The organism is Candidatus Methylacidiphilales bacterium (genome assembly GCA_030054035.1).
Lineage (GTDB): Bacteria > Pseudomonadota > Gammaproteobacteria > JASGCS01 > JASGCS01 > JASGCS01.
In genome coordinates, this window is record JASGCS010000003.1 from 143809 (window position 1) to 160291 (window position 16483).

At 36.5% G+C, this 16483-nt stretch carries 17 protein-coding genes; 9 read left to right on the forward strand and 8 right to left on the reverse strand.

The features are described from left to right. From QM538_03815 to QM538_03835, 5 genes are all read right to left on the reverse strand, one after another. The gene (locus QM538_03815; protein ID MDI9347609.1) at positions 1–825 is read right to left on the reverse strand and encodes an ABC transporter permease subunit; all 825 of its coding nucleotides are present in this window, start codon (positions 823–825) and stop codon (positions 1–3) included. Between the two features lie 29 nt (positions 826–854). Continuing rightward, a complete protein-coding gene (locus QM538_03820; protein ID MDI9347610.1) occupies positions 855–1811 on the reverse strand; it encodes an ABC transporter permease subunit in 957 nt (318 codons plus the stop codon). A gap of 14 nt (positions 1812–1825) precedes the next feature. Next, entirely contained in the window at positions 1826–2941 is a 1116-nt protein-coding gene (locus QM538_03825) for an ABC transporter ATP-binding protein (GenBank protein MDI9347611.1), read from the reverse strand. An 88-nt stretch (positions 2942–3029) separates the two neighbouring features. Beyond that, positions 3030–4157, reverse strand: coding sequence for a polyamine ABC transporter substrate-binding protein (locus QM538_03830; GenBank protein ID MDI9347612.1), 1128 nt, complete (start codon positions 4155–4157; stop codon positions 3030–3032). A gap of 74 nt (positions 4158–4231) precedes the next feature. Beyond that, on the reverse strand, positions 4232–5599 hold the full coding sequence (locus QM538_03835) for a glutamine synthetase family protein (protein ID MDI9347613.1): 1368 nt from the start codon (positions 5597–5599) through the stop codon (positions 4232–4234). Between the two features lie 208 nt (positions 5600–5807). Here QM538_03835 and QM538_03840 point away from each other — a divergent pair, with 208 nt between their 5' ends. The 4 genes from QM538_03840 (at position 5808) to QM538_03855 (ending at position 10072) form a co-directional block, all read left to right on the forward strand. Further along, complete coding sequence (locus tag QM538_03840; GenBank protein MDI9347614.1) at positions 5808–6617, forward strand: TorF family putative porin; 810 nt, start codon at positions 5808–5810, stop codon at positions 6615–6617. Positions 6618–6769: 152 nt separating this feature from the next. Then, positions 6770–7885, forward strand: coding sequence for an alanine dehydrogenase (gene ald, locus QM538_03845; GenBank protein ID MDI9347615.1), 1116 nt, complete (start codon positions 6770–6772; stop codon positions 7883–7885). A 4-nt stretch (positions 7886–7889) separates the two neighbouring features. Further along, positions 7890–9239, forward strand: coding sequence for an aminotransferase (locus QM538_03850; protein ID MDI9347616.1), 1350 nt, complete (start codon positions 7890–7892; stop codon positions 9237–9239). After that, positions 9239–10072: a helix-turn-helix transcriptional regulator gene (locus tag QM538_03855; protein MDI9347617.1), complete on the forward strand. Its 834-nt coding sequence runs from the start codon at positions 9239–9241 to the stop codon at positions 10070–10072. The genes QM538_03850 and QM538_03855 overlap by 1 nt, the downstream gene beginning before the upstream one ends. A 2-nt stretch (positions 10073–10074) precedes the next feature. Here QM538_03855 and QM538_03860 read toward each other — a convergent pair whose 3' ends face one another. Continuing rightward, a complete protein-coding gene (locus tag QM538_03860) occupies positions 10075–10953 on the reverse strand; it encodes a DUF1838 family protein (protein MDI9347618.1) in 879 nt (292 codons plus the stop codon). A 39-nt stretch (positions 10954–10992) separates the two neighbouring features. On the opposite strand from QM538_03860, the gene QM538_03865 reads away from it, so the two are divergent. After that, complete coding sequence (locus QM538_03865; GenBank protein MDI9347619.1) at positions 10993–12192, forward strand: MFS transporter; 1200 nt, start codon at positions 10993–10995, stop codon at positions 12190–12192. Here the strand turns inward: QM538_03865 and QM538_03870 are convergent. Beyond that, the gene (locus QM538_03870; GenBank protein ID MDI9347620.1) at positions 12170–13195 is read right to left on the reverse strand and encodes a nitrilase-related carbon-nitrogen hydrolase; all 1026 of its coding nucleotides are present in this window, start codon (positions 13193–13195) and stop codon (positions 12170–12172) included. The two genes, QM538_03865 and QM538_03870, sit on opposite strands and share 23 nt — an antisense overlap. A 4-nt stretch (positions 13196–13199) precedes the next feature. Next, entirely contained in the window at positions 13200–13493 is a 294-nt protein-coding gene (locus tag QM538_03875) for a DUF1330 domain-containing protein (protein ID MDI9347621.1), read from the reverse strand. A gap of 93 nt (positions 13494–13586) precedes the next feature. On the opposite strand from QM538_03875, the gene QM538_03880 reads away from it, so the two are divergent. From QM538_03880 to QM538_03895, 4 genes are all read left to right on the forward strand, one after another. Further along, a complete protein-coding gene (locus tag QM538_03880) occupies positions 13587–14141 on the forward strand; it encodes a hypothetical protein (protein ID MDI9347622.1) in 555 nt (184 codons plus the stop codon). Between the two features lie 354 nt (positions 14142–14495). Continuing rightward, positions 14496–15131 carry a hypothetical protein gene (locus tag QM538_03885; protein MDI9347623.1) on the forward strand — a complete coding sequence of 212 codons (636 nt, stop codon included), beginning with the start codon at positions 14496–14498 and terminating at the stop codon, positions 15129–15131. 311 nt (positions 15132–15442) lie between these two features. Then, the gene (locus tag QM538_03890) at positions 15443–16033 is read left to right on the forward strand and encodes a hypothetical protein (GenBank protein MDI9347624.1); all 591 of its coding nucleotides are present in this window, start codon (positions 15443–15445) and stop codon (positions 16031–16033) included. A gap of 41 nt (positions 16034–16074) precedes the next feature. Continuing rightward, positions 16075–16483, forward strand: a 409-nt coding sequence (locus QM538_03895) for a hypothetical protein (protein ID MDI9347625.1), incomplete at its 3' end; no start/stop codon positions are given.

Genomic DNA, 16483 nt, shown 5'->3' on the forward strand with positions numbered 1-16483 from the left:
TTAGGACCCACTTTCTGAGAGTAACTTTTTCTTCTCGTTTCTGAAAGTGTAATAACTAATTGCAATTACTAAGATGCTCACAAAAATAACAATAAAAGTTGCCAGAACATTAATCATAGGTGATAATCCAAAACGGATTTTTGAAAATATAAATATAGGCAAGGTAGTGGCGTTTGGCCCAGTCACAAATGAAGCAATCACGACATCATCAAGTGAAAGAGTAAATGAGAGTAGCCAAGCTGACAGTAATGCTGGTGTTACGGAAGGTAAAACGATATCCCAGAACACTCGTGCCGGCCTAGCGCCTAAATCCATCGCCGCCTCTTCTATAGATGGGTTTAAGAATAAAAGTTGAGACTGCATTACCCCAGTTACATAGGCGACGCAGAACGTGGTGTGAGCGATCACAATTGTAACAAATCCTCGTTCTGGAGGCCAGCCAATTAAATTTTCTAACGATACAAATAGAAGTAGTAGCGAAAGACCCAGTATCACATCGGGAAGAATTAAAGGAGAAAGCACCATACCGGTCAACAACATTCGCCCGGTGAATTTGCCATACCGAGAGATAGCTAAGGCAGCAGCAGTTCCAATGACCAGAGCTAAACTTGCGCTAATCGTGGCGATTTTTAGACTCAACCATGCCGCGCTCAAGAAGGCTGTGTCATTAAAAATTTCAACATACCACCTAAATGAAAAACCTCCCCATACCGAGACCAATCGACCGCCATTAAAACTAAATGCAATCATATATAGTATCGGTACATACAGGAATATAAAAACCCCAATTGACCATGAAACCAAGAAGTAACTTTTTTTTCTCATAATAATATCTCCAATTTCCTCATGCCCTATTAAATTTTTGGCCCACTTGCACTAACATTTTTACTTTGCAAAAATACAATTGGAAAAATGATAATTAATAACATAACCGTCGCAACTGCTGAAGCGACAGGCCAATCTCTATTGGCAAAAAACTCGTTCCATAATTGTCGACCTATCATGATAGTATTGGCACCACCGAGTAATTCAGGAATAACAAATTCTCCGATCACTGGAATAAAAACTAATGCGCATCCAGCAATAATGCCAGGTAATGAGTGCCAGAAGGTTACCGTAAAAAATGTTACTATTGGCCTCGCGCCTAAATCTGCGCTTGCTTCCAATAATCTTCCGTCTAACTTTACTAAGTTAGCGTATAAGGGTAAAATCATAAATGGAAGATACGCATAGACAATCCCAATGTAGACTGCAAAAGTTGTTTGCATCATGGCAATTGGTTCGCTGATCACACCTAACCAAAGCAACACGCTGTTGATCATACCAGTATTGTTTAGCATCCCAATCCAAGCGTAGATGCGCAATAAAAACGAAGTCCAAAATGGAAGTATTACTAACATAAGTAGTAGATTTCTTTTTGCCAACGAGCTTCGCGCGATGTAGTATGCGATAGGGTAACCAATCACTAAGCACAAGATAGTGGAAAAAAAAGCAATATTTAAAGAATTTAAATAGGCTTGAATGTAGATATTATCTGTAGATAAGCCATCTTTTAGCAAGAAAAAATAGTTAGAAAAATCAAGGTTTAGAATAAACCGATAAGAATCTACTATTTCATAAAGAGCGGTGTAGGGCGGTCTGCCTATCACGGATTTCGCAAGTGAAATTTTAATGACAATTATTAATGGTATTAATAAAAATAACGCCCCCCAAATCATAGGAAGAGAAATTACAATCCTTCTCCCTTGTCTTAGGATGAATCTGTCAAAAATTGATCTTGCTTCAAGTGATTTAATTATCATAGATACCATATCGACCCCCTTAACTATATCGTTAGACTTACTACTGCTTCATCTGACCAGTTTAAAAAGACGGTTTCACCTTTATCAAAGATATTATCTGAATCTCTAGTATCGTTATGGCTAGAAACTTTAAAGGAAAAATCACCTACTTTAATTTGATAGAGTGTAATGCCACCCATGTAGGCTACTCCTGATACCTCCCCTTTACAACTGTTCGTTCCAAGCGGATGTTTGCTCTTTGGCGCACTCCTTGACAGTGTGATTTTTTCAGGTCGTACGGCAGCCCAAACGGTTTGGTTAGTATGTGCGCTAATACCATGTGGAATAAAAAATTTTAGATCTGGAATGGTTTTTGATTCAACCACAGCGTGATCCGCCTCATCATTGATGAGCACACCTTCGGAAGTATTTATGGTGCCAATGAAATTAGCGACAAATCTTGAATTGGGAAACTCATAGACTTCTTCAGGGGCTCCGGTTTGCACAATTTCCCCTTCATTCATAACGCCTAAGCGGTTAGAGAGAATCATAGCTTCTTCCTGATCATGGGTAACCACGATAAAAGTAATCCCTAAAGTTTCTTGTAAATTAATTAATTCAAATTGAGTTTCTTCCCGTAATTTTTTATCTAGCGCGCCTAAGGGCTCGTCTAATAGCAATAATTTTGGTTTTTTTACTAGGGCTCTGGCCAAGGCTACTCGTTGTTGTTGTCCTCCAGATAACTGATTCGGTTTTCTATGTTTGAGATGGGTAAGTTTGACCATGGCTAATATCTCAGATACTCTTTGTTGAATTTCAGCCTTAGGGGTTTTTTCTCTTTTTAATCCATAGGCGACATTTTCCTCAACGGTCATATGTGGAAAAAGGGCGTAGGATTGAAACATCATATTTACTGGCCTTTCAAAAGATGGTAAATCGTTAATGACCTGACCATCTAATTCTATTGTGCCACTGGTGGGATCTTCAAAGCCGGCAATCATCCTTAATAGTGTGCTTTTTCCGCATCCCGAACCACCAAGTAAACAAAAAATTTCTGATTCGTAAATCTCAAGACTTACATTATTGACTGCAGTAAAGTTGTCAAACTTTTTAGTTACCGAGTTAACTCTAAGTAGTACACGCTTATTTTCAATTTTCATTTATAAACCCCCTTTTTTTTGAATATAAATAAAAAAGCCAATCAGTTTAAAAATAAGCTAATTGGCTTTTTCATGTTTTTTATTTTTGTTACTTTGTTGATGCCTTGATTTCAGTCCACGCTTTAGTTAACTTTCTATCATACTCTTGTGTGTAGGCACGGAGTGCGACAAGCTTTGCTTTTGCAGCTTCAGACGGAAAGATTGCTTCATTTTCAGCTACCGCTTTATCGAGTAATGGCAACGAAGCCTTGTTACTGTTAGCAAACTTTATGTGATTGCTGATTCGAGCGGTTGTTTCTGGCTCTAGGAAATAATTCAAAAACTCATGAGCTTCTGCAACATTTTTAGCATCAGCTGGAATGACCATGGTGTCAAACCAAACTATTGCACCTTCTTTTGGTACCAGATACTTAATTTTAATGTTGTTTTTTGCTTCTTCAGCTCTTGCTTGCGCGTTGAGTACATCGCCATTGAAGCCGATTAAGATACATATTTCACCATTAGCGATATCATTAATATATCTAGCGGTATCAAAATAGCGAACATTTTTGGCGATTGATTTAAGCAAATCTTTAGCTTTATTTAGCTCGTCTTCTTTTTCTGAGTTAGGGTTAAAGCCTAAATAAATTAACGCATTTCCAATTACTTCTGGAGGGGAGTCCATTAGACCAATACCACAAGATTTTAATTTTGCAGCATTTTTTGGATCAAATAAAACACTCCAACTATCAATGTTGGATGTACCTAATGCTTTAGTTACTTTTTCAACATTATAACCAATTGCGGTGGTACCCCATAAATAATTAATTGCGTGCTCATTATTAGGATCAAACTGGGCAAGGTTTTTGTAAAAATCTGGGTCGACATTTTTATAATTTGGAATTTTTGATTTATCCAATTTTTGTACCAGACCAGCCTTTACAAATCGTTCCATAAAATTTGATGCTGGAACCACGATGTCATAACCGGAACTACCTGCAGTTAATTTAGCTTCAACCACTTCGTTGGTATCAAATAAGTCATACTTGACCTTGATGCCAGTCTTGGCTTCAAAATCAGGGATGGTCTTTTCGTCTATGTAGTCATTCCAGTTGTAGATATTTAATACCCGATCTCCGCTGGCTGTTTCTGAATCTTTTTTACCACAAGAAACCAATACCAACATAGTTGCCATGATACTTGTTGCTAATAGTAATTTATTTTTATTCTTAATCATTGTAAATCTCCTTAATTGTTTTACTCTATCTACTATACTATAAAACTAGTTGCTTTTCAATAGTTATTTTTTTACTATAGCATATCCAAGTAGGTGCTATACTCAAACTGATTAATTTTAGTAGAAAATACATCGTACTCTTGATTTTTACAGTCTAAAAATATTTTTATCAGTTTGGGGTCAATAATGTCTTTTAACCTAGTGCCTTTTTCAAGGGTTTCTATAGAAGTAGCCCAATCTTGCGGGATTTCTGGGGCATTTGCCATATATGCGTTCCCAGTAATTGGTTTTGGTGGGTCTATTTTCTTAGTTAGTCCATATAAAGCAGAACCTAATGATGTGGCCGCTACCAGGTAGGGATTGGCGTCAGCACCAGGCAATCTAAATTCTATTCGGCGACTAACCGGCGGTCCACTTGGAATTCTTAGTGCGACAGTTCGGTTGTCATATCCCCAGCTAATATTTTTGGGGCAAAGTTCACCATGTCTCAATCTGCGGTACGAGTTAATATTTGGGGCGCAAAATAAAGTATATTCACCCATCACTTTACACATGCCACCTAACGCATAGAGTAACTCTTGAGTGCCTTTATCCGTACCATCATCAAAAATATTTTTACCTTGATTATCAATCAGGCTATAGTGCATATGCATACCGCTTCCGGATTGTTCTAAGTATGGTTTTGCCATAAAAGTTGCCCGATAGCCATGTTTTCGTGCTATCCCTCTAATGATTTGTTTTAACAAAAGCGCATCATCAGCAGCTCTAACTGCATCTGATTGGTGAACTAAGTTTATTTCAAATTGACCACAGCCACATTCAGAGAGTATATTTTCAGTTGGTAATCTCATGCCCTCGGCTGCCACAATAACCTCATCCATAAAGGTATCAAAAATCTCAAGCTCATCCATAGAGTATGAGTTGGTAAATTGTAATGGTTTAGAATGCCCTTCAGGTGTGGGGGGTGATGCGAATTCACTGTTAGGGTTAGTTAAGTAAAATTCCATTTCAAAGGCAACCACTGGCGTTAATTGTAATTCTTGATATTTTTGTACTACTGAAACTAACGCATTCCTAGGATCGTAAAAAGAAGGCACACCTTCTTCGTTGGTAAGCGTTACCATGAGCAATGACGAAGGGATGGAGTTCCATACTTTTGGCATTAATCCAAGGTTAGAAGGTAGGCAAATCCCATCCAAATCACCACTGGCGTAAGAAATTCTGGTCACATCATTACCCCAAACATCAAAGTAAAAAGTTGAAAGTGGCATTCTCATTTTTCTTTGATACACTGAATCTAACTTTGAGATAGGGATACTTTTACCCCTAAAAATCCCATTGATATCACAGATCACTACTTCAATTCTGTCGATAGTCGGGTTATCTTCTAACCATTTTTTTGCTTCTTTATATTCTAGTTCTAGCTGCTTATCAATATCCATATATACCTCTTTCAATTATTACATTGACTCTAGTATACTCATTGCCATTTTAAAAAATATCCCAAAAGTATTAAAAGTAGCTGTTTATATAGCTACAGGCACAATTTTCTGATTTTAAGTATGTTTTTTCTAGATAAAATACTTATGCAAATAATTATTTTATCTAGTACAATATTGGTATATTTAACTAAAAGGAGTGGGAATTAATATGAAAAAATTAACAATAATATTTGGAGTAGTTTCATTATTACTTGGAGCAGCATCAATAGCAAGAGCCGCTGAAGAAAAATCAGATTGGAGTGTTGTTGGATCAGTTGCGTTATCAAGTGAGTATAACTTTAGAGGACTGACACTTTCTGCAAGGCAACCAGCTTTGCAACATTCAGTAACTGCATCGCATAAGTCTGGTGGGTATTTTGGTTACTGGGCATCTAATGTAAATGGACAAAAGAGAAGCTCTACAAAAACACAACAACAAGCATTGGAAATAGATTTATACGCAGGGTTGTACTATGAAGTCAATGAAAATTTCTATGTAGATCTATTAGGATTGTTTTATACATATAACTTCATTGGTGCTACTTCTAATGATGCAAATGAATTAAACGCAAATTCGGTTAGTGGTAATTTAAATTATCAAGAATATTTTGTAACATTAGGTTTTCTTGGTGGTAAATTGAAACTAATTGGTGCTTATTCACCTGAGTTTTTTGGATTTGGTGCATTAGGTGAAAGTTCTTACCTACAAGTTGCTTATGATGGTCAAGTTGCAGACAATTTTAAGATTCGCGCTTCTGTTGGTTCAACTAATATCAGTAATAAAATTTATAAAAATATCTCTTCGCTCATTGACTATAAATTAGCTTTTGTTGCTAATTGGAATGACGGTGCTGACGAAGCTGAATTTGCTTTTATTGGTGTTGATAAAAATGCTAAAGATTTTTATTTAAATGATTTCGGATACGAAAGAAGTTTTTATGAAGATAGATTACAATTCACATTAAAAAAAGGTTTTTAGTTTTAAAGTAGTATTAATTGAATTAAGGAAAAACCCCAGCAATTGCTGGGGTTTTTTTATATATGGCTATGGTAATGTGTGGTGTCAATATGTTAATTGGATTTCTTCTTTAAAATAGTCTCAATCAAAAATTAAATAATGGAGAAAGTAAAATGAAAATTGGAGTTCCAAAGGAAATCAAAAACCATGAATATAGAGTTGGCGTAACTCCTGGTGGGGTAAAGGAATTGATCGGGCATGGCCATACAGTTACTGTAGAAAAAAATGCCGGTACCAGAATTGGGTTTAGCGATGCTGATTATCAATCCGCTGGTGCGACCTTAAGTGCTAGCGTAGAGGATATTTTCCAGGCTTCTGACATGATTATAAAAGTTAAAGAACCTCAAGAAGTTGAATGCAAAAGACTACGCAGTGGCCAAGTTTTATTTACTTACCTTCACCTAGCTCCAGATCCAAAACAAACAGAATTGCTAATAAAATCAGGGGCAATTTGTATTGCCTACGAAACCGTTACTGATGATATGGGTGGATTGCCTTTGCTTGCGCCTATGAGTGAGGTGGCAGGCAGAATGTCAATTCAAGCCGGAGCACATTATTTGGAAATAAGTCATGGCGGTTCTGGAGTTTTGTTGGGTGGTGTGCCGGGCACACCTGCAGCAGAGGTTTTGATACTTGGTGGCGGTGTGGTTGGTATTAATGCAGCCAAAATGGCAGTAGGGTTTGGTGCAAAAGTAACTATCGTTGATCGATCCTTGCCAAGACTTCGTTATTTAGATGATATATTTATGGGTAGAGTACAATTGCTCTATTCGACGGCAGCTGTGATTGACGAGATGAGTGCAAAAGCTGACTTGATAATTGGCGGGGTGCTTGTTCCCGGAGCTTCGGCACCAAAACTAATTCAGAAAAAACACCTTGCAAAAATGAAAAAGGGCTCTGTGGTCGTTGATGTGGCGATAGATCAGGGAGGTTGTTTTGAAACTTCTCATGCTACCACTCACCAGGACCCCGTGTTTGAAGTAGATGGAATTGTGCATTATTGTGTTGCGAATATGCCTGGCGGAGTATCTCGAACTTCAACTATGGCATTAAGTAATGCAACTTTACCTTTCGCTATACAACTGGCGAACAAAGGCGCCAAACAAGCACTGCTAGACAACAAACATTTACTTAATGGATTGAATGTTGCATATGGTAAGGTTTGTTATCAAGCGGTTTGCGATAGTTTAGGACATAGTTTTACTGACCCACTTCATGCGTTAAAATAGGTTAATGCAAAAGACCTCTGTACTGTATCCCTCTACCAATTTTAAACACCTAGAGAAATTTGTTGTATCACATGGTAAAGGTGTTTATCTTTACGATATAGAAGGCAAAGAGTATTTAGAGGCAATGAGTGGGTTGTGGTGCTTATCGCTTGGCTATGGTAATGAAGAGCTCACCGAAGCAGCCAATGCTCAAATGAGAAAACTATCCTACAGCAATCCTTTTGGTGGTAAGTCCCATACTGGCATGATTGAGTTAGCCAATCAGCTTGCAGAAATGCTTCCCATCCCTGAAGCAAAAATATTTTTTGGTTTATCTGGTTCCGATGCTAATGATACCCACATTAAAATATTACGCTATTATGCCAATGTAACTGGCCAGAGTAAGAAGAAAAAAATTCTGGCAGGAAGTAAAGCGTATCATGGAGTAGGAGTGGGTAGTGTGGCGCTGACTGGATTAGCTGGTAACCACACTCATTTTGATGTGCCTTTTGAATCAATCGGCGTGGTGCGCTTTCCCACCCCACACTACTATCGCATGGGGCAACAAGGTGAATCTGTGATTGCTTTTGAACAACGCATGGCAAACGAGCTAGAAGCTTTAATTGTTAAAGAAGACCCTGAGACCATTATGGCGTATATTAGTGAGCCGTTAATTGGGGCAGGAGGGGTAGTGTTACCCGGAAAACATTATTTTGCTGAAGTTCAAAAAATTCTTAAGAAGCACAATATTTTATTTATTGATGATGAGGTGATAACTGGATTTGGACGCACCGGAGAAGATTTTGGCGCGACTACCTTTGGGTTGCGACCAGATTGCATGACCTTAGCAAAAGCCCTCACGTCAGGATACCAACCGTTAAGTGCTGCTGTGATACCTAATTTTATCTATGAGGCGATGATTGAAGCCTCGGATCAGGTCGGCGTATTTGGACATGGATTTACTTATTCAGGCCATCCAGTCTCATGCGCAGTAGCGCTAGCGGCTTTAAAAATTTATAAACGCGACCAATTATTTAACCGTGCCAAAAAAATCGGCGAACTTATTCAGAAAAAACTCGCTAAGTTCGAAGACCATGCTTTGGTGGGTGAAGTGAGAGGGATAGGTATGATAGGGGCTTTAGAGTTAGTCGCCAACAAAAAAACCAAAGCTGATTTTCCCAAAGAAGTAAAGATTGGCCTGCTTGCTCAACAACATTGCCAAGAGGAAGGTTTAATTGTTAGAGGTGTGGCTGGTAATAGTGTGGCTATTTGCCCACCCTTGATAATGTCAGAGCCAGAGATTGAGCTTCTGTTTGATAGATTGTCCAAAGGGTTAGATAAAACTTTACATGCAGTCAAACAATACATGCAGTGATGATTGCAAACAAACAATGGTTTGCTCATCTTGCCACTTATTTTCAGGTTAAAGACAATATTTTAATTTCACATTTTGTAGAAGAATTTCTCTACCATATTGTGCCTTTCCAAAGTTCTATGATTATTGTCTATTATCCAGAGCATCGTCCAAAAGTACTCTATCAAAAATTAAACCCTGATCGGCAGAATAATATCAATAATTATCTGAATAGTGCCTATGCCTTTGATCCATTTTATCAACGCTCGAGAGCGCTAAAGGAAGCAATGGTATTGCGCTTACACGATATTGCACCAGAAGGTTTTAAGAAAAGTAAATATTTTGAAAGTTATTATAGACTCACCAGAGTACATGACGAGATTAATTTTCTCGTGCCATTAAATAATAAATCAGTACTGGCGTTAGCGATGGAACGCTCGGAGCAGTTTAAAAAATTCACTTCAAATGAAATTGCTTTGCTGCGTGCCATTTCGCCATTGATAACGAGTTCACTTGAAAGTTACGCAACATCATTAAATCTCAACCCAGCCAAAGGACATAACCACTCATTTTTACATCTAGCCCTAACTAATTTTGGTTCATCAATCTTATCTCCGCGCGAGCAGCAGATCTTGCAATTACTCTTACGAGGCGACCAGTCTAGAGATATCGCACGCAAACTTGAGATTAAATATGGAACAGTAAAGAATCACCGATTACATATTTACGAAAAAATGGATATCAAAAACCAATCAGAATTGTTCACGATATTCCTAGCGGCTTTTGATAAAAATTATCAAAAACTTAAGGTCAATCCCAAAGCGGATATCTTGCAAGGGTTTGCGACTAAATAAATCTATTTAGTCTTTTTTCCATCAATATATTTCTTAAATACCGTCCAGCTGGTTTCATTTTCTCTTGCGTCATTATCTGGTGGCGCGGTTTTATATAATGGGTAAGTAGTGTTGATGGCATTAACCAAAATAGGATCAAGCTCTTCAAACTTAAATACTTTTTTGCCCTGGGTATTAACAACCATGAGTCCAGGCCTGCTTCCCATTTTCATCCAAGGCAACCACTGGGCAATTCTCGTCCAAGCGATGTGGTATTTAACCTTGTCCTGTTTGCTATCAGCATCTTTTTTCGTTACAAAAAAGTTAAATAGTTCCATAGCATGATAATGGTTACCAACATAATCTTGATATTCCCCAGCCAGTGGGTTGTTATAAAAAAGCGGTACTTCATAGTTAAATCCATAGACATCGCCAAGATCTTTTAAAGCAACTGTGGATGGCTTTCCGCTTCTATCATAGCCAAAATCTGCATATTTTTGATTAACTGGATCATTGGCCACATGTACTACTTCAACTTCTTCACCAGTCCAAGGATTTTTCCAAGTTTTTAATACTGTACTATTGTCAGGATCTAGGTAGAGCATAAGTTCCCTTGAGATAGATCGATAGCCAACTTGTTTCTTTTCATTAGTTACTGAGACACATTTATTGATATTCATTCCCAATACCTTAAATAGTTTTCTATCTTTTTCACCTTCAACTCTAGAGTACATATTTCCTTCCCAAGTGCCAATGGTGACTTCACCATCTTTTATTGAACATCTAACTTTCCGAAAAAAATCTACATATTCTTTAGGATTATTAATATCACGACTAAAACTTGGTACTGAAATGGCACAGGTAATTACTACAAAAGGTAACAAAAATAAATTTTTATACATAAAATCTCCTTATGGTTAATATAGTAAGATTATAGCATAATGTATGTAACTAGCTCCATCAAACAATATTCCTGGTACGCTTGGTTTATTGCTTGGTTTGCCTGCGGAATGATGATTGTCAGTAATGGCATGATGATTACAGGATTATCTATCTATGATGAGATGCTGATTAAAGAGTTTGGCTGGACATTATCAGAATATAAATTTAGTAATTTAATTTCACTAACGGTTGCGGGACTATGTGCGCCATTTTCTGGATACATTATTGATCGGTTTGGAACCAGGGTATGTATTTTAATTGGTTGGACTACACTCGCCATAGCCTATTTGTTTTTTTCGCGCATTCAATCAATTCAACAGCTTTATTTTGTGCATTTTCTTTTCGGCATGACCCTCACGCTCGTTGGGTTAAATGTGGCAGTCTCAATTTGCTCTTCTTGGGCAAATAAAAATAAACGCGGCATGGCAGTTGGTATCGCTATTGCTGGATCAAGTTTAGGTGGCATCATGTTCCCATTTATTGAACGAGTCTTGTTAATGAATTTGGATTGGCGTGCTACCATGTTTTGCATTGCGTTTGTACCCATGCTATTATTTTTTGTTAGTCTTTTTACAGTATTTGACAATCAACTCGGTAAAAAACAATCAACACAAGCTATAGAAGGAATTGCATATCGGGAGGCAGTACGAAGCGTTCCGTTTTGGGCGTTAGTAATTATTGCTTGTGCAACCTTTTATTCAATCCTTGGTGCGCAGGGTCATTTATTTTTATACACCAGAGGTGTGGGGTTTGACATTGCTAAAGCCGCTAACGCAGTTTCATTATTTTTTACTTTTTCATTGCTGGGTAAATTTATTTTTGGATATTTAGCAGATTTATTTAAAATGCGACTGGTATTTTATGCAAACCTCTCAATCATGCTACTTGGCGGAATATTTTTGACTTCATTAAGCCCATCATTGATTTATCCAGGTATGATTTGCTTTGGGTTAGGGTGGGGTGGAGTTTATACCCTCATTCAATATTCAGTGGTAAGTATTTTTGGATTACGAGACATAGGTAAGATTATAGGCACCATTACCATGCTTGATGCCATAGCGGGTGGGCTGGGTATTTTTCTGAGTGGAGTGATTAAGACCGCTTATAATTCCTATCAGCCAGTCTTTTTGGTCTATGTTGGAATGATTATAATTAGTTTATTATCGTTATGGTTTGTTAAACCAATATCCCGCGATTGATTAAATCTTCTATAACTTGCTTCTGGGTCTCTAAGGCATTATTTTTTACCACTTGACCACTCTGATTCTTGAGGAACGAGTTTGGTGGAAAAATAGTTTTTTGGTAGGTCTCTTTAAATAACTCTAATCGTAGCCTGGAAATGAGATTAAACATACTTGGTTGGTTTCTATACTCACGAAGATTTTCAATTGAGATATACCCATGCGCAGCCATACTTTCACCATAGCCTGATTGACCCAATGTTTTACCTAGAAAATCTATCACGCAGGAATTGCCGTCAGTGGAATGAGCAGGAAAATTAGTATTAGTTATTGCGGCAGAGTTGGCAGATACTATGTAGCAATGATTTTCGTAAGCTCGGGCAAGCTTTGCGATATGCTTAGGGGTAGCGAGCACAGAACCAACTTCAGAACTTGAATGACAAATCACCTCCGCCCCCTGTAGCATCAATGCTCGAGTTATTTCAGGAAATAATATTTCCTCAGACGCAACGCAAGCCAGATTACCAATTGAAGTTTTTGCCACTGGAAATAAACTTAACGCGCCATAGACAGAGAGGTATTCATCTAAGACATCATGAGGAGTAGGGCTGAACATTGATATTAATCTACGATACCTTACGATTAGCTTTCCTTCATCATCAATAATAAAACTTGTTTGAAAATATAGATTTGGAAACGCCGCATCCAACTCATAACAATTACCAGATAAAAAACATGAATTCTGCGTTGCGATTTCAGACAACAAATCATACTCCTCCCCCCCAACCTCAAAACATGCTTTCAACTGCCAAGCCTCTATAGAATCCCCCATAGGAAAACCTGTAGCGAAGTACTCAGGCAAGACCACCAACTTAACTCTACTACCTAAGAAATTTTTACTAGCACGAACCTGCGCCCCAACCTTCTTAATATTGTCAATAATACGATCTCGCGCATCAGGTACCGTTGAACATTGATTTACTGCATTACAAGTGGCCTGCAAAGCAATAGACAAATACATCTAACTATCCCGCACCTTCAATGAGTAATACAGTAAAAGTACCTGTATTTTCTCTAAGTGGTTTTAATACAGACTGATACTTTTCTGACTGCCAAAATGATAACGCATGCTCCTTTGATTTCCAGCGAGAGATAACAACCTTGCTACCCATATCAAACACACCTTCCAGTAATTCTGTCTGACCTGCACGCACAATATACTCACCACCAAGTTCAGCAACATACTCAGCTGTAGCGACTGCATAAGATTTAAACTTACCATAATCGGTAATCTGAGCAGTGATGATTAGATAGTACATTATGAATATTGTACTATTAAATGCGATGTAATTTGATTTGAATATGCTACACTATTATCTAACCACATCAGATGATACATTAACACCGCAGCCATGACTGGCAGAAATGCAGCAGAGAACAATGGACTTCTTTTTGATGAGGAAGGTAAGCTAACTTTTATTGGAAGATTGTGGTACGCACTTACATCCTCACCTGAAGAAAAGACTCAATTAGCAAAACAAGAAGTATCTGCTACAATTGGCAAACAAGAATATGAACAAATAGCAGTGAATGTATTATCTGAATCAGACCCAAATATAAAACTAGCTAAAGCATTTAAATATTATGCTGGAGTTAAGCAGTTTTATAATAATAAAAAAACTGATGAAGACTACATTCAAATATTTGAAGCCCTGTTACAAGTTGCGAATAGTGTTTTCATTAGTAACAAAGCTATAGGTGAGTTTTCTTCTAGAGTATTAACTGGTGATTCAGAATTCAGCATCTCATTACAACAAGCTTATAACAGTTCATATAAAGATTTAGAATCATCCCAAAAACATATTGATATCTTAAATATTATTGATAATAATTGGCCAAATTATTATGACTATCCTCTGGGTGAATTCTTGAAAAGATGTCAAGAGCTTAATCACGAGAAATGTTGAATGTTATTAATGCTTGATAAATCATTTGATGTTGTATTAGTTTTACTAGTTATTGCATGCCCTTTCGTTTTCTTCGTTTTATTGTCTTATTTTTGTAAATGGAACAACTTTAATTCTGGAATATATTTTCTTAGGAATAAAATAATTAGGTACACTAAAAGCGATAGAATATTTTGGATATTCAGCGCTTTTAATTTCTTTTTTTTACCAGTTTTAATTTGTATTAACACCTATCTTTTATACAAAAGAAGATCGTACTTTTTATATTACCAACGCGCCATAAATTTAAAGTATTTATTCAAATTACTACTAATGGTTAGTTATTTGATTACCTACTTTTTATTATTTGAATTTATGGCATTGCTAGCATTGGGTATAGTATTACCTGTAAGTAGATTTTATAATGAGTTTATACCTGTAGCAGTGGGTATAGTATTACCTGAAGTAGTAAATTCGCCAGATTTTTCATTTAGAGATTTTTTATATAGTGTTATTTATGCACTTGATGATGACTTATCTAATTTTTTTTATTATGCCTCTTGGTATAAATTATATGGCATTGTCATACCTTATATAGTGTTACTTAAACATTCGCATATATTCATCGTAGCGCTATTTACTGTAATTCATATTTACTATATCTATATGTTTGTTACTCTCATTCCAACTGGTGCCAATGCCTACCTTATTAAGCATATTAAAACTAAAAATCAGAAGAGATTGTTCTGGGCTGTATGGACACTTTTTTTCCCTTTGGTAGCAGTTGGAATGATTATCTATGGGTATATCCTTCGTAACCGATTATTAAATTCATTTACTGGTGTTTATATTTCATTACGAAATGGAAAATTGGCTCTTGCAATAACGATAATACTAGTAAGACTAATTTACTTCTTTGTTTTTCTTTCCTTTTATTTTGCAACGATTACTACTTTACTTCTATCAATCTTTAACACCGATAATTATTACGACTTACCAAACTATCGGTGACCTAATGTACCACACTTTATTTACCAAGCCACATATATTTCGGTTGTGCTCTCGGCCATGCCACCAACAATCAATGTGGTTCAGGTGCAATCGGTGCAGTAGTTAGTGAAGCAGTCGGCGATGCGATCAAGAATGATTTAGAGAATAGACTTATCCAATGGGGTAAAGACACCATCACCAACTCCAACTCCATTACTGAAGAACAAATATACAACCAACTCACAGCATTTCAAAATGAAGGAGTCAATGTCGCAGCACTAGTAGGCGGACTAACCGTAGCCCTCAGCGGAGGAGACTTCAACACCGCAGCCATGACTGGCAGAAATGCAGCAGAGAACAATGCAGAATACCTTAGTGATAAGGAAAGGGAAGGATTAATAACTTCAGTATGGAGTGCGCTTGTTGATTTTATTAAACAAAAGCCAGCCCAAGAAAGATACGCAGAAGGCGTGGCTGAAGCTAATGAGAAGATGATTAATGTTCAGAGGGATAGTATAAATGCTCTCAATAAACCTGTTCTACCAGATCAAGGTAGGTTTTATCTCCATATTGAAAAAAAAGAATCTGATTTAACTAATAAGCTAGAATTGAGAAGTACTATTCATGCAATTTTAAAATTTGTTGGTATAATAAATACTTATACAGATTTTAAAGGCGCTAATGACCTCCAAGATCTAATGTTGATAATAGCCAAAGATAATTTTTTAGGTAAAGCATTTGAATATTACAATGCCAAAGATACAGGTTATTATAAAACTATAGTATTATTTTATTACGATAAAGGAATATTAAAAAATTCTAAAGAATATAAAGAGATTAAAGCGAATATAAAACTAGAAGGCATTGAGTATAACAGACAGCTGCTTGAACGACTTAAAAACTACTATACAGTCAATCGATAATGAAATTTGATATTGAATTTATTTTAATGCCCGCTCAATAAATGTTTAACAAATCGCTTTATTATGATGCGTCATTAGTAATTGTAAATATATTAGATGTGCTATTAGGATTTGTAATAGCATTAACAATAGTAGTATCATTTTTCTTGGCTTTATCAAAAAGTTTGGTTGTCGTAAATTATAGTATATATAACTCAGTTAGTCCATTAAAACATGGAACAGTACTGTTTTGGAATATTAAAATATTTCTCACAAGATTATTTTTATTATTCATGTTTATTTTTGATTGCACTATAAATCATAGAAGTAAAAGCACATTAATACGAAGCGACAGTACTATTGTAGGATCACGATTATATTTAAAATTAATTGGTCTAGATTTATTATTGTTTTTTAATATAACGTTGATTTGTATTTTATTTTTTATATTGTACCTGTTTATTTACATTT